This is a genomic window from Microbacterium sp. A20 (genome assembly GCF_004794515.1).
Classification (GTDB): domain Bacteria; phylum Actinomycetota; class Actinomycetes; order Actinomycetales; family Microbacteriaceae; genus Microbacterium.
The window spans coordinates 50254-63927 of record NZ_SSDF01000088.1; the positions used below are offsets into that span (position 1 = coordinate 50254).

At 68.4% G+C, this 13674-nt stretch carries 13 protein-coding genes; 6 read left to right on the forward strand and 7 right to left on the reverse strand.

Annotated elements, in window-relative coordinates:
* Window positions 1-99: 99 nt before the first annotated feature.
* From DW298_RS15445 to DW298_RS15460, 4 genes are all read right to left on the reverse strand, one after another.
* Window positions 100-1485, reverse strand: coding sequence for a hypothetical protein (locus DW298_RS15445; RefSeq protein WP_136043358.1), 1386 nt, complete (start codon window positions 1483-1485; stop codon window positions 100-102).
* A gap of 58 nt (window positions 1486-1543) precedes the next feature.
* Window positions 1544-1891: an SHOCT domain-containing protein gene (locus DW298_RS15450; RefSeq protein ID WP_136043359.1), complete on the reverse strand. Its 348-nt coding sequence runs from the start codon at window positions 1889-1891 to the stop codon at window positions 1544-1546.
* Window position 1892: 1 nt separating this feature from the next.
* The gene (locus tag DW298_RS15455) at window positions 1893-2327 is read right to left on the reverse strand and encodes a DUF6325 family protein (protein WP_136043360.1); all 435 of its coding nucleotides are present in this window, start codon (window positions 2325-2327) and stop codon (window positions 1893-1895) included.
* Window positions 2328-2414: 87 nt separating this feature from the next.
* On the reverse strand, window positions 2415-3557 hold the full coding sequence (locus tag DW298_RS15460) for an AI-2E family transporter (protein WP_168429510.1): 1143 nt from the start codon (window positions 3555-3557) through the stop codon (window positions 2415-2417).
* A 175-nt stretch (window positions 3558-3732) separates the two neighbouring features.
* On the opposite strand from DW298_RS15460, the gene DW298_RS15465 reads away from it, so the two are divergent.
* Together DW298_RS15465 and DW298_RS15470 are read left to right on the forward strand one after the other, a co-directional pair.
* A complete protein-coding gene (locus tag DW298_RS15465) occupies window positions 3733-4119 on the forward strand; it encodes an SHOCT domain-containing protein (RefSeq protein ID WP_136043362.1) in 387 nt (128 codons plus the stop codon).
* A gap of 22 nt (window positions 4120-4141) precedes the next feature.
* Window positions 4142-4567: a DUF6325 family protein gene (locus DW298_RS15470; protein ID WP_136043363.1), complete on the forward strand. Its 426-nt coding sequence runs from the start codon at window positions 4142-4144 to the stop codon at window positions 4565-4567.
* Window positions 4568-4604: 37 nt separating this feature from the next.
* Here DW298_RS15470 and DW298_RS15475 read toward each other — a convergent pair whose 3' ends face one another.
* The 3 genes from DW298_RS15475 to DW298_RS15485 form a co-directional block, all read right to left on the reverse strand.
* Window positions 4605-7148, reverse strand: a complete 2544-nt coding sequence (locus DW298_RS15475; RefSeq protein WP_240745156.1) for a LuxR C-terminal-related transcriptional regulator — start codon at window positions 7146-7148, stop codon at window positions 4605-4607.
* 58 nt (window positions 7149-7206) lie between these two features.
* On the reverse strand, window positions 7207-8274 hold the full coding sequence (locus tag DW298_RS15480) for a DUF998 domain-containing protein (RefSeq protein WP_136043364.1): 1068 nt from the start codon (window positions 8272-8274) through the stop codon (window positions 7207-7209).
* A 72-nt stretch (window positions 8275-8346) separates the two neighbouring features.
* Window positions 8347-8976: a hypothetical protein gene (locus DW298_RS15485; RefSeq protein WP_136043365.1), complete on the reverse strand. Its 630-nt coding sequence runs from the start codon at window positions 8974-8976 to the stop codon at window positions 8347-8349.
* A 146-nt stretch (window positions 8977-9122) separates the two neighbouring features.
* Between DW298_RS15485 and DW298_RS15490 the strand changes: the two genes are divergently transcribed.
* The 4 genes from DW298_RS15490 (at window position 9123) to DW298_RS15505 (ending at window position 13663) form a co-directional block, all read left to right on the forward strand.
* Window positions 9123-9956: a mechanosensitive ion channel domain-containing protein gene (locus DW298_RS15490; protein ID WP_136043366.1), complete on the forward strand. Its 834-nt coding sequence runs from the start codon at window positions 9123-9125 to the stop codon at window positions 9954-9956.
* A gap of 71 nt (window positions 9957-10027) precedes the next feature.
* Window positions 10028-11194, forward strand: coding sequence for an AI-2E family transporter (locus DW298_RS15495; protein ID WP_240745157.1), 1167 nt, complete (start codon window positions 10028-10030; stop codon window positions 11192-11194).
* 118 nt (window positions 11195-11312) lie between these two features.
* Window positions 11313-12992 carry a solute carrier family 23 protein gene (locus DW298_RS15500; RefSeq protein WP_136043367.1) on the forward strand — a complete coding sequence of 560 codons (1680 nt, stop codon included), beginning with the start codon at window positions 11313-11315 and terminating at the stop codon, window positions 12990-12992.
* Window positions 12992-13663, forward strand: a complete 672-nt coding sequence (locus DW298_RS15505; RefSeq protein ID WP_136043368.1) for a GAP family protein — start codon at window positions 12992-12994, stop codon at window positions 13661-13663. The genes DW298_RS15500 and DW298_RS15505 overlap by 1 nt, the downstream gene beginning before the upstream one ends.
* Window positions 13664-13674 lie beyond the last annotated feature (11 nt).

The window sequence follows — 13674 nt, forward strand, 5'->3', positions numbered from 1 at the left end:
GGGTTGCCGGTTTGCCTGCCCGTCCCGAGTATCGCCTTCGCGTACGGGGAAGCCGATACGCCGCTCATCCCCGCAGGGTGACCTGCGGGGATGAGCCGCTCACGACGCGGCGGTCACGACCGGAGCTTCCGGGTCCGCCGTCTCGACGACGGCGTCATCCGTTTCGGCGTCCGCCTGCGCGTCAGGGGGTTCAGACGCCGCAGTCGGTCGCCGCAGCAGCTCGACCAGGATCATGAACACGAGCAGTCCGATCGTCACACCGATCACACTCCCGAACGAGACCGGTCGTGTCATGATCAGGATGAGCAGAGCCAGCGCCATCCCGACGATCACGATCGGACCATGGAACCGTTCGACCGCGAGCCCGAATCGCCCGGTGGACAATCCCCGTCGCTCCCAGGTGCTGCGCGCCCCGGAGAATCCGCTCTCCAGGATGCCTCGCGTGGCCACCGCGCTGCGGCTCGAGCCGGCGAGCCACGCCCACACCGCCACGAGCACGCCGACCATCGCCAGCGCCACGATCGTCGAGCTCAACAGCGTGGTGACCTCGTCGAACAGCGCCTGGGCAGCGGCCGACGGCATGATCGACGGACTCACGGCCCCGATGAAGAACGTTCTCCCGATGCCCAGCCCTGCGGAGAGCAGGAGGAAGGCGACCGCGAACGCGGCACTGGTCCAGAAGAGCGCTCGGGGGCGGTTCCGGGCGATCAGGATGCCGGCGACCACGAGACCGAGAACGACCCAGGGCAGCCAGAATCCCGCCGCGACCGCGATCTGATAGACGCTCCGCACGAGCACGAGAGCATCCGCCTGGGCGATCGGGATGGACCGGTCGATCTCCGGGATCAGATCGGCGAAGCCGACCCCCCGCTCGGTCAGCACCGATTTGACCCGGTCGACGACGAGCCCGAGATCGATCGACAGCACCCCGTCGTCCGCGAGCTGCAGAGCGGTGTCCGGACTGTTCTGCATGATCGCGACAGCGCGCTCATGGGTGAACCGTAGCGACTGCGCCCAGATGTCGGCGAACTGGTCCGAGGCGACGACGTCGTGGATCACCCCGTCCACGAGGGACGTCAGTCCGTTCGCCGCCGGCGCCTCCAGGAGGGTGAGGGCCGACGCCGCACGCGGCGGGAGGTCGAGCTCGCGCAGGCCATCGAACACCTCGCCGACCACAGCCGTGAGGTCGACCTGCTCGTGGATCGCGGCACTCGCCTGAGCGGCGACGAAGTCCTGCACGGCGGGATCCTCGGCCAGGGGCGCGAACGTCGCGACGAACCGATCGGCATCCACAAGTTGCAGGCGCGCCCACGTTCCCATCGCGGCGATCGGTGCCAGCAGCACCGCCACGGCGAGCACGATTCCGGCGACGATGCTTCGGCCCACCGGTCGGCGACGCGGCTTCTCACGCGTCTCGCTCTTGAGCGTCTGGTTCTCCTGTTCGAGGAGCGTTACCCGGGCTCGCAGATCATCCAGTTCGCTCATTCGCTCTCCTCCTCGAAATGCCGCATCAGGTGCCTCCGCCGACGGCAGTCGGTCGGCCTCAGCTCAGGAGCTTCTGCTTGGCCGCGGCGAACTCCGTCTCGGAGAGCACGCCCGCGTCTTTCAGGGACGCCAGCTGCTGCAGCTTCGCGATCAGATCATCCCCTCCGGCCGGCGCGCTCGCCGGGGCCGACGGGGCCGCGTACTGCGCTGCCGCGTTCTGCGCAGCGGCATCGATCTGCGCCTGTTGCTGCGCCGCCTCGTACTGCTGCTGCTCGTACTGACCCTGCGCACGTTCCTGCTGATTCCGCGACATCGCGCCGCCGACAGCCGAAGCCGTTCCTGCGACCACCGCGGTCCTGGCGGCAAGTCCGATCAGGCCGGGGCGACCGAATCTTCTCAAGGGCATGTCATTCACCTTCCTGATCGAGGATGTCCATCATGGCGTTCACGACCGGGGCCGGTACGCGCTCGCTCCGGAGCACCTGACCACCGGAGGCGGCGAGGTTCTGCGCGAGAGTGCGGGCGAAGGCGAGCTCGAGGACGACGACGGCAGCGGACTGCCCGGGAGCGAGGGCGCTCGCCAGAGCCTCGACATCCTCTTCGCCGGCGAGGCCCGCAGCGATCGGTGCGAAGTCGTCGAGTCCCAGCGAACCGTCGTCGGCATCGAGCTCGACGATCTCGACCTCACCGGCAGCCGACTTCGCCAGCAGGACGAAGTCGAGCAGTCGCACGACCCCGCTGTCGATGAGGTCGGTCAGCGCGCGGAACGTCGCCGGGTCCGGACGCTCGCCCTCGAACCCGACGAGGTAGAACTCGGCGGGGCCGAATCGGAAGTCATTCATGGATTGTCCTTTCTCACGGTGCCGACGTACCGGGACTGTGCGCTCATGCTCGCATCGCGGCGCCCGGGGTGATGCCCGCGCTCACCCCTACGGGGTGAGCATCTCGTCGTCGGGGGGCAGGGTCTGGCGATTCTGGCGCGGGATCCACACCTGCCGGATGACGATCAGGATCGAGGCCGTCAGCGGGATCGCGACGAGAGCCCCCAGCAGTCCCAGGAGGGTGGCCCCGATCATCGCCCCGATGATCACCAGAACGCCGGGCACCGCCGCTGCCTTTCCCATGATCCGCGGAGTGACGACATAGGCCTCGACCTGGATGTACACCAGGTAGGCGACCACGAAGACCAGGGCGGCCGTCGGGCTGACGAGCAGCGTCGCGATACCGCCGATGACGAGGAACACGAGTGATCCGATCATCGGTACCAGCGTGACGAAGAAGGCGACGATCGCCATGACCGCGGGAATGGATGAGCCGACGATCAGCTGGATCACGAGAACGACGCTCGCGTTGATCGCCGACAGCGTGACGCCGCCGGCCACCACTCCCCCGACGGACTGCGTGATCTCGTCGAGGACGCCGGCGAATCGTGCCCGTCGGTACCCGGGCAGGAGATTCGTGAGCGCCCCTTTGATGCTCTGCAGGGAGGAGACGAAGTAGAGCGTCAGAACGACGACCAACACGAAACTCGATATCGCGCCGACGACCCCGAATCCCGCTTTCAGAACCCCTCCGGAGATCGCGAGGAACGAGGAGAGCGATGTCAGCGAGCGGATGCTCTCGGCCACGACGGCGGAGAGGTCGACACCGAGAGCGGCCTCCAGGTCCCGATACCACCCGCTCTGCTGAACGGCGGCGATCGTCTCGGGGGCGGCCTCGATCGCCGCGGCGATCTGGCGGACCGTCGCCGGCACCAGGACGAGGAGGATCACCGCGACCACACCCAGGAAGATGATCGCCACGATCGTGACGCCCGCCGCTCTGCTCATGCCTCGGCGTTCGAAGGCGCGGACGGCCGGGTCAAGGCCGAGCGCGAGGAACATGCCGAGGAAGATCGAGATGAGTACCGTCGAGATGCCCGCGATCGTGGCCGCGAGCGCGATGGCGAGAAGGACACCGACGGCGACCGAGAAGCCGGAGAGCAGTGGTTTCGCGGGCAGCACACGCAGGAGCCCTGCGCGCCGCCGCCCGCCGTCGCCCTCGGTGTGCTGATCATGCTGATTCGCGTCCACGGGGTGCACGCTACGCGCGCGGCCCTTCGGAGTACGCCTCAGCCTCACCCGTTCGTGGTGACCGTCACAGGGCCGGACGATTCGGGGTCGCCCGCTAGGGGTGAGCGGCTTACCCGCGGGCATGGTCGCGCTGTCACTATCGCCGTACGCAGTAACTCAACGAAAGGGGTCCGAAGTGTCCATTTGGGAAAGCTTCTGGGACATCATCTGGTGGTTCTTCTGGGTCTTCGTGTTCATCTCCTACCTGATGGTGCTCTTCAACATCGTGGCCGACCTGTTCCGGGACCACACCCTCAACGGGTGGTGGAAGGCCGTGTGGATCATCTTCCTCATCTTCGTCCCCTTCCTCACGGCGCTGATCTACCTCATCGCACGCGGCAAGGGAATGGGCGAACGCAGCGTCTCGGCGTACCGGGAGCAGCAGCATGCGGCCGACTCCTATATCCGCAGCGTCGCCGGATCCAGTCCCAGCGATGAGATCGACAAGGCATCGAAGCTCCTCGCGGCAGGGACCATCACGCCGGACGAGTTCGCCGCCATCAAGACGCGCGCGCTGAGCTGACATCGTGGCTGAGGTGGTCGACATGACCTTGCAGGCGCTCGGCGACGTCGAGTTCGTCGTCGTCCGCCTGGAGGACGACCGCCTCAGCCCCGACATCCTCGAAGCCCTGCTCCGGCAGGTGGAGAGCGGCGCCATCCGCCTCCTCGATTTCCTCCTCATCCACCGGCTCGGCATCGAGGACTGGCGTCTCGTCGAGGTCGACGCCGATGAGTTCACACTCGCCGGGCTCGGACTGGACACCCCCGGCCTCGTCTGCGAAGACGACGCCCGCTACTTCGCCTCGGGGCTCCCGATCGGGTCGGTCGCGGCGCTCATACTGCTCGAGCCGACCTGGAGCGAGCGCTTCTCCCGCGACGTCGACCGGCGGGGTGATCGTATCCTCGCGACACAGCCGATTCCCGCGGCGATCGCGAACACCGTCCTCGCATCGGCGCTGCGCCAACACTGACGCCACCGTCGGGCGTGCTTCGGTCCGCCCCGGTCGGTCAGACGGTCGTCCGCACCGCCTCGCGGCGAGAGGACACCCCGAGCTTGCGGTAGATGGCGCGCTGATGTGTCTTCACGGTGTTGATCGACACGGCCAACTCCCGCGCGATCTCGTGCAACGTGCGCGCCGTCTGCAGCTGCTGGAACACATCGCGCTCCCGCTCTGAGAGCGTCTCCACCAGCGAACCCGCGGCATCATTGGCGAGACAGCGGCCGATGAAGTCCTCGAACTGGGTGCCGAAATGCACATGCTCTCCCAGCAGCTTGCGCACCGCCGTCTCACGCGGCCCGAACGGCAGCCGGATGTTCTCGCCCGCGGCGACCGCGACCGCCGCTTCGCACAGCTCGTGCGCCTCGTCGTGGTGCCCGGCATGACGGCGCAGGACCGCAGCCGTGAGCAAAGTCGCGGTCTTCACGTACGACACCTCGCCGAACGCACGCAACGATCGCAGCATCTCCAACGCTGCGGGGTAATCGCCGGCGCGACGCAGCACACCGGCGAGCGCGACGTTCACGACGGGCAGGTCCGGGCAATTGATGTACTTCCGGGCGATCCTCATCGCGCGATCATGCCGGCCGACCGCCTCCTCGAGCAGAGCGACGGACGACTCGCGGAACGCCGGCCAGGAGACGCCATGGACGACCTCGAGCGGGATGGCCTGAACGCCGATCGCCGCGCGACGACACGCCGCGACATCACCGGTCTCGGACGCCGTGTACGCGATCATCATCCGCGCGATGCTCGTGAAAGAGCGGTCGGAGCCGCCGTTGGCGATCACGGTCCCGAACTCCCGGCTCGCCTCGGCGAACTCCCCCGACCAGTAGGCGACGTACCCGGCGGCCGCCGCAGCGCTCCCTCCGGCATAGGTGCTCCAGGGAAGGCTCACGTCCTCCTCGCCCTGCGCCCTGGCCAGCGACTCCCGCGCATCGATGAGGCGTCCGGCCCAGGTCTGCCCGAAGGCGAGATGTCCCAGCGTCCGCTTCGCGAGTTCGCGGTCGCCGGAGCTCTGCGCCTCCCTCGCCGCGGCCGAGAAGTATTCGAGCGGAATCATCGGGTTGCCGCGATGCCGGATCTCGGTCCAGCCGAGGAGGTAATTGAGTGCCGCACGATCCCCGAGCTCGGTCGAATCCGCGTCGAGCAGCATCCGTCGCACCTTGGCGCTCGCCTCTGCGACCTCCGCGCGCTCGTCCGCGATGAACAGACGCGCGATCTGCAGCACGGCGGGCTCGGTTCCGTCGCCCGACCGCGAGATCGCCCCCTCTGCACGCCGGAACAGCTCGCGTGCGACGCGATGGTCGCCCAGCACATCGCTCGCGCACGCGCGCACCAGGAGCACCTGAGGGTCGTCCGGCGTGCGTCGGAGCATCTCCGTCGCGGTGCGCTCGACCTCTGCCGCCCCGGCCCCGACCACGAGCCCGAGCCAGTGGCGAAGCAGAGTCCCGCGCGCGGTCTCCGAATCTCCCGCACGAAGCGAGTGCGCGATCGAAGCGGTGGGATCCGTGGTCTCCAGCGCGGCGGCTGCACGACGATGGCAGGCTGCGGCGCGCGCGGCATCGAGCGCGACGATCTCCGCGCATTGCCTGGCGAAGGACGCATGCCAGCGGTAGACGACGCCGTGCTGGCCGTCGAACCGATCGAGGAACAGGCCGAGGCGCACGCAGGTCTCGAGCAGCTCCGCCGCGTCCGGGCGTCCCGTCACGGCGGCGGCGAGCTCAGGAGTCAGCTCGCCGCAGACGCTTCCGTCGAGCACGAAGTCGGCGATCTCCGCCGACAGCGCCCCGAGCACGTGCTCGCGCACGTAGCTCCCGAGAAAGCTCGATGCGCTCTGTGCGCGGGCGTCAGGGCGGGCTCCGCCGATCATCATGAGCCGGACCGCGATCGGCCAGCCCTGCGTCTCGTCGAAGATCGTCTCGGCGGCGAGCCCCTTCGCCCCTGCATGGAGGAGCTTCACCTCCGGCGCGGTGAAGCTGAGGGTCTCCACTCCGATGAAGGAGTCCGGATGTGTGATGCGATGCCGGGAGAGAGTGACCTCGAGAAGCGTCGTGCCGACCAGCACGACCCGCAGATTCTCCGGCGTCTGTTCGGCGAGCATCCCGAGCAGCCCACGCCGCCAGTCTTCTCCCGCGCGCTGGGCGTCGTCGACGATCAGGTGCACACGGGTGTCGAGGTCTTCGAGGGCACCGCAGATCTCCTGGTAGGCGTGCTCGGGGTCATCGAGGTCGCGCGCCAGCGCGAGCGGCTGACCCGCACGTTGGGCTCCGACGAGCAGGGAGTGCACGACGCCCTGCGTCAGACGCGACGGGTCGGAGTCGAAGGAGCTCAGCCCGAGCCAGGCCACCTGCTCGAGGCCGGACGCCCAATCCGCGGCGGCCGTCGTCTTGCCGAAGCCGCTGGGGGCACTGACGACGGTGAGCGGGTGTTCTCCCACCGCATCGGCGATCGCGGAGCTCACTCGTTCGCGGCGGATCGCACCGGGTTGGGGGCCCGGTGGGCGATAGCGCACTGCGGGTCCCGGCGTCGTCGGTCGTACGGGGGGCGACATGGCACCAAAGCTAGTGGCGGCACAGAGGCGACCTCAAGGGCCTCCCCCGGGTGATATTTCAGTCCGCCGCGCCGGTTCCCGCGTCGCGTTTGAGCGCATCGGCGGTGCGGATGAACAGGATGATCCACGTGAACACCAGGGTTCCCGCCACGAGCTCGACAGCGGTCAGCGTGTAGTAGCCGACGGCGAAGAACACCGAGAGGAGAAGGATCAGGAGGGTGAACACGTAGCCGACGAGCAGGAAGGTGCGCGAGACGCCGGGCACCCACCAGCGGACGGCGACGACGAGCACCGCGTAGGCGACCACCATCCCCGACGCCACTCCGGTGTGCAGGGCGAAGTGCTCGTCCACCGGGAAGACTCCGACGAGACCGAGGAAGATGCCGACGATCACGAGGCACGTGCGCACGGAGGCAGCCCCGCGCGGGTGGGTCGTCGGAATCCCCTTCGTCGCGTAGCGCGCCAACGTCGTCACGAGGATCCCCGCGATGATCAGCGTGAGGTTGAAGGCCCGGGCGGAGAGGTCGTCCGTCATGCCGAGGGCGCTCAGATTCTCCTTCCACCACTGCGGATCGCTCGCTGTGAGCATGCTCGCCAGCACGCCCAACACGAGGAACACCGCGAGCACGGTGGCCAGCAGCTGCAGGTCGAGGTGCGTCGCCGAGTAGTACGTCACGTAGGCGGTGAGAGCGGCGGCGGCGCCGGCCAGCATCAGCGCCGGGAGCGGGAACACGACGGCTCCGATCAACCCTGCCTCGACGATCGTGGCGGCCAGGGTCCACCCGAGCAGGGCGATCATGGCGTGGGCGAAGGCGAATGCGGCGATGTCGACGACGTCGAGCGCGCCGAGCCGCTTCCGCCGGGCGGGGTCGGCTGCGATGACGCGTCCGAGCACGAAGACGACGATCGCGGTGACCGCGGACATCAGCGCCGCGAACTGGCCCAGGGAGTCCGGGCCGGCGATGGGAGCCGACTGCAACCGGAAGACGGGCAGCGCGACGAGGGCCGCGAGCACGAACGCGACGATCGAGATCTGAAGCCCGATGGCCTCCCGAGCGCGCTCTCGTGTGGCTCCGCGCGAGCGGGCTTCCGTGAGGAGATCGTGGCCTGCTGGCGTCGTGGACATGCTCTCAGTCTCCTTCTCCGCTTCGGCGTCGGCTTCGGCGGCTCATCCGCGCGGGGCGATGCGGGTCGCGGGTCAGATCTTGATGGGAAAGGTGGCCAGGACGACGATGCCCACGACGGCGAGCACACCGCTGAGGGAGAGGAAGACGGTGCGCCGCCACCGAGCGCGCTGGTTCTGGGAGAGGGCGGCGAAGAACAGCACGAGTGCGAAGAGGACGGTCAGGAGCGAATAGTCGTCGCCGCGTTGATTGTTCCGGAGTGCCTCGTCGAACTTCTCGTCGGCCCGGGTGTTCAGCTCAGCCGCCTCCGACTCACCTGGTGGGACGTACTCGTCCATGGCGAACGGACCGTCCGCCTCCCGCCCCGCGTCGTCCCAGGCGTCGAACGCCGCAGCGAACTCCGGAGTGAAGCGGGCCTCGATGAACTCGACGAGATCGTCCTGCCCCTCCCGCTCGGCGAGCACCCACTCGGTGTAGATCGTCAGGTCGTATTGCCGGGCGGCCTGGGCAGTCGACTCGGCCGAGGCCGCCTGCACCCGCGCGCTTGACGCCTGACTGAACGCGATCGACATCTCGCCGCCCCACTTCGATGCCTCGAAGCCGCACCAGGCGGTGATGACCGCTGTGATGGAGAGCAGGAGCACCGTGCTGACCTCGAGCACTCCGTACTTGCGGTCGTGAGCGGGGGCGGGCCGATCTTCCATGCGGCAATGCTGGAGGTGCCACACGATGCCTGTCGCGTGGAGGTCACCCGTGTGGGGTGACCTTCCGGAGCGCCGGGGAGCCACGCGGCCCATCCTGGTCCTATGAGGCGGACGAGCCGAAGGCTGCCCCCGAGGGGCCGAGGATCATGACGCTGGGCGACCTGTTCCCCGACGGGCTGTCTGCGTGGCAGATCGTGCTCGCGATCGTGTCGGTGCTCATCGGCTGGCTGCTGTCGCGCTTCGCCCGCAAGGGTGTGCTCAAGCTGGCGGCTCGGACGCCAGGGATCTCCGACTCGGTGTCGCAGCTGGCCGCCCGTTTCACGCAGTACGCCCTCCTCCTGGTCGGCATCGGCGTCGGGCTGGCGTTCCTCGGGGCCAACGTGCAGCCTCTGCTGGCGATGACGGCGATCGCCGTGGTCGTGCTGATCCTGGTGCTGCGCGGCGTCGCAGACAATTTCGCCGCCGGCGTGCTCATCCAATCCCGCCAATCGGTGAAGATCGGCGAGGAGATCGGGATCGAAGGCCCGGACGGCGTGATCCGCGGGACCGTGCAGGAGCTCAACGGACGCTCCGTGATCCTCACCACCGTCGACGGCCTCACGGTGCACGTGCCGAACGCCGCGCTCCTCACCGGGGTCCTGGTGAACGACTCGCGTCACGGCGCGCGACGGAGCGACGTCGACATCCGCATCGCCCGATCGGCGGAACTCGACCTGGACGACGTGATCACGGCGATCACAGCGGCAGCACGCAGTGTCGATGGCGTGCACGCGCGCGAGCACCCGAACGTGCGAATCGGCGCGATCTCGCCCGATCGGTGGACGCTGACGCTCCAGATCTGGCATCACCCGCTGCACGGCAGCGCCGTGATCTCCGGCGCCGTGCGTGGCGTCGCGGAGGCACTCGAGACGGCAGGAGTGCGTGCCGTGGTCGTGTCCGAGCAGGGGCCACCTCCCCTCGTCCCGCCGGAGCCGTTCTGAGCGCCCGGGCCGCCGGTACGCCGTCCGCGAGGCGACCGGACTCCCGCCCAGCCGAGGGCTACGCTGGCCGCGTGACCCCCTCGCCTGCGCCCGAGCGCACCACCGACCGCTCGCTCTCCCCCAGCCTGCGGGTGCTCCTCGTGCTCGCCGCGAGCGTGCTGACGCTGGCCGGCGTGTACTTCGCACGGGATCTCTTCGGTCCGATCGCGCTGGCGATCGTGATCGTGATCATCTGCGAGCCGCTCCGACGCCCACTCGATCGCCGCGGCTGGCCGCAGTGGGCCAGCACCACGGCCGTCATCGTCGTCGCCTATCTGATCCTGCTGTCGATGGGCGCTCTGCTCTGGCTCGCCGGCACGCAGTTCGCGCGGCTCATCGGCGACCTGGTGTCTCAGGGCGGTCTGGAGAACACCGCCACCGAGCTGGTGGGATGGCTGCAGACGCTCGGACTGGACGAAGAGGCCTCGGATGCCGCTACCTCGATCCTCGATCCGGAGACGCTGCTCGGTGTCGCGCGAAGCGTGGGAGGCACCGTACTCAGCGTCGCGACCGCCCTGTTCTTCGTCTGCGCCTACATCATCTTCATGGCGATCGATGCGGCGCGCTATCGTCAGGCCCCCGCCCTCTTCGGCGCGACAAAGGGACCGGTTCTGGCGAGAATTGCACATCTCAACTCGGGCATCCGCCGGTACTACATCGTCAACGCCACCTTCGGGGCGATCGTCGCCGTCATCGACGGCCTGGCCCTGTGGTGGATGGGCATCCCGGCTCCGGTCGTGTGGGCGATCCTGGCCTTCGTCACGAACTTCATCCCGAACGTCGGCTTCGTCATCGGACTCGTCCCCCCGGCGATCCTCGCCTTCGTGGTCGGGGGCTGGCCGCTTCTGCTCGGCGTCATCGCCGTCTACAGCATCGTGAACGTGGTGCTCCAGGTGCTCGTGCAGCCGAAGTTCGTCAGCGATGCCGTGGACCTCAGCCTCACCCTGAGCTTCTTCTCCGTGATCTTCTGGACGTTCATCATAGGCCCGCTCGGTGCGATCCTCTCCATCCCGCTCACGCTGCTCGCCCGCGCTCTCGTCTTCGAGGGAGACCCCGAGGCGACGTGGCTGCGCTGGCTCTCGGGTGACCGCACCGCGGTGCCGCCCGAGCCCGAGCCCGAGCCCGATCCTGTGCCGGTGACCGGCGGCCGCGGCCTCCTGCGGCGTCGTGGAAGCCGAGCTCCCGAGGCGCAGGGCTGATCATGGCGACCGTAAATCACCCGGGGGAGGTTGCGATCCAGACGTGGTCGCCGGATCCGCCTCGGTGGGATCGTGGACGTCGACGCGCTCGGCCGGGGCGCGCCCGAAGGGAGACGACGTGCAACGTCCGCTCGCGGGGCTGACCAGGCGCAACTTCGTCACGGAGTTGACCGCCGGCGTCACTCTGCTCGCCATCGCCATCCCCCTCAACATCGGCTACGCGCAGATCGCGGGGCTCCCGCCCACCGCGGGTCTCTACGCCCTCATCGTCCCGACCATCGTGTATGCGCTGGTCGTGTCCTCCCGGCAGTTGGTCGCCTCCCCCGACGCCGCCGCGGCCGCACTGGTCGCGTCCTCGATCGGCGGACTGGCCGCGGCCGGCAGCGCCGACTACGCGACACTCGCCCTCGCGCAGGCGATCATCTGCGGCGGCATGTTCGTGCTCCTGGCCGTGTTCAAGCTCGGATTCCTGGCGAACTTCCTCTCCAAGCCGATCCTGGTCGGATTCGTCGGCGGCCTCGCGCTGGACATCATGGTCAGCCAGGTCGCCAAGATGCTCGGCGTCAAGATCGACTCCGGCAAGGAGTTCACGGGTAAGGTCGCTGACCTCATCGGAGGCATCACGACCCTCAACGGCTGGGCCGTCCTGATCTCGGTCTGCTCGGTGGCCGTCCTGCTGCTGGGGCGCCGCTACCTCCGCGCCGTCCCCTGGGCGCTGATCGTGCTCGTGGCGACGACACTCGTGGTCGTGCTCACGGGGCTCGACCAACGCGGTGTCGACGTACTGGGCGAGGTTCCGGCGGGTCCGCCCGTGCTCACCTGGCCGATGATCGACTGGACGCTCTGGCTCGCGCTGGTGCCGTCCGCGATCGCACTGACGCTGGTCACCACGGCGGAAGGGCTCCTGGTCTCGCGCTCGTACTCCGAGAAGCACGGCTACCCGTTCCATGCGAACCGCGATCTCTTCGCGTTCGGCATCGCCAACGTCGCCGCGGGAGCCCAGGGCAGCTTCGCCGTCGGATCATCGACCTCGCGAACGGCGGCGATGGATCAGGCGGGATCGCGCACGCAGTTCCCGGCCCTGATCCTCGCGGCCGGCACACTCCTGCTGCTCCTATTCGGCACCGCGCTGCTGGCAGACATCCCGTCGCCCGCCATCGGCGCGATCGTCGGGGTGGCGATCATCCCCCTGCTCGGTATCCGCGACTTCATCGATCTGTGGCGAAAGGATCGGTTCGAGTTCCTCATCGGGGCGACCTGCTTCCTGGTCACCCTCTTCGTCGGTTCCATCCCCGGCATCCTGGTCGCGTTCGTGCTCGCGCTCATCAACATCGCGCGCCGTGCCTCGAACCCCGCCATCGACGTCCTCGAATCCAGCGGCGATCCGGGCGAGTCGCTGCTGGAGGATGCACCTGCAGGAACCGTGACCGCTCCGGGCGTGATCGTCATCCGCCTGGCCGCTCCGCTGTTCTTCGCCAACGGGGCCGTGTTCTCGACGGCGGTGAAGGACGCGATCCGTTCGGCCGGTGAGGGATCCGTCCAGCACCTCGTGGTCGACATGGAGGCCGTGACCGACGTCGACGTCACCGGGGCGGAGTCGTTCGACTCGCTCAAGAAGTGGCTCGCCGCCGGCTCTATCTCGCTCGCGTTCAGTCGAGTCCGGCCGAATACGCTGCACCGACTCACGGGGCTCGGTCTGCTCGAGTCGGAGCAGGTCTATGCGACCAATCGCGCAGCGATCAGCGACCTCACCCGAACGACCTCGGGATCACAGCGTTCAGAGAGAGAAGGCCAGTGATGGGACCCGTCGTCGGAGACATTCTTCCGCTCGCTCTCGGCGTCGCGATCAGCCCGATACCGATCATCGCCGCGATCCTGATGCTGCTCTCCCCCAAAGCGCGGGTGACGAGCGTCGGCTTCCTCCTCGGCTGGGTCGTCGGGATCGTGGCCGCGGTCACGGTGTTCACGTTGCTGTCGTCGATCCTGCCGGATGACGATCCCGATGTCTCCCACCCGATCCGCGGCGTGGTGCAGCTCGTTCTCGGCCTGCTGCTTCTCGTCCTCGCGTCCGGACAGTGGCGCAAGCGGCCGAAGGCGGGGGAAGAGGCCGCCCTCCCGAAGTGGATGAAGGCCATCGACACGGTCACCTTCCCGGTCGCGCTCGGACTCGGCTTCCTGCTGTCCGCCGTGAACCCGAAGAACCTGATCATGGCGGCGGGCGCCGGCACCGACATCGGCGCGGCGTCGCTTCCTGCCGGATCCGTCGTCGTGGTGATCGTCATCTACACGCTCATCGCCGCGTCGACCGTGCTGGTCCCGGTCATCGGATATCTCCTCGCCGCCGACCGCCTTCGCGGTCCGCTCGACGCCCTCCGCGGCTGGCTCGCCACCGAGAACGCCGTCATCATGGCCGTGCTGCTGCTGGTGATCGGTGTCTCGATGCTCGGCAAGGGCATCGGGAGCTTCTAGGGCCGGACCGG

Bases quoted from the DNA above. Each gene is read 5' to 3' on its own strand.
- DW298_RS15445 (WP_136043358.1), bottom strand. From the start codon at position 1,485: ATGAGCGAACTGGATGATCTGCGAGCCCGGGTAACGCTCCTCGAACAG.
- DW298_RS15450 (WP_136043359.1), bottom strand. From the start codon at position 1,891: ATGCCCTTGAGAAGATTCGGTCGCCCCGGCCTGATCGGACTTGCCGCC.
- DW298_RS15455 (WP_136043360.1), bottom strand. From the start codon at position 2,327: ATGAATGACTTCCGATTCGGCCCCGCCGAGTTCTACCTCGTCGGGTTC.
- DW298_RS15470 (WP_136043363.1), top strand. From the start codon at position 4,142: ATGACCTTGCAGGCGCTCGGCGACGTCGAGTTCGTCGTCGTCCGCCTG.
- DW298_RS15475 (WP_240745156.1), bottom strand. From the start codon at position 7,148: ATGTCGCCCCCCGTACGACCGACGACGCCGGGACCCGCAGTGCGCTAT.
- DW298_RS15480 (WP_136043364.1), bottom strand. From the start codon at position 8,274: ATGTCCACGACGCCAGCAGGCCACGATCTCCTCACGGAAGCCCGCTCG.
- DW298_RS15485 (WP_136043365.1), bottom strand. From the start codon at position 8,976: ATGGAAGATCGGCCCGCCCCCGCTCACGACCGCAAGTACGGAGTGCTC.
- DW298_RS15490 (WP_136043366.1), top strand. From the start codon at position 9,123: ATGACGCTGGGCGACCTGTTCCCCGACGGGCTGTCTGCGTGGCAGATC.
- DW298_RS15505 (WP_136043368.1), top strand. From the start codon at position 12,992: ATGGGACCCGTCGTCGGAGACATTCTTCCGCTCGCTCTCGGCGTCGCG.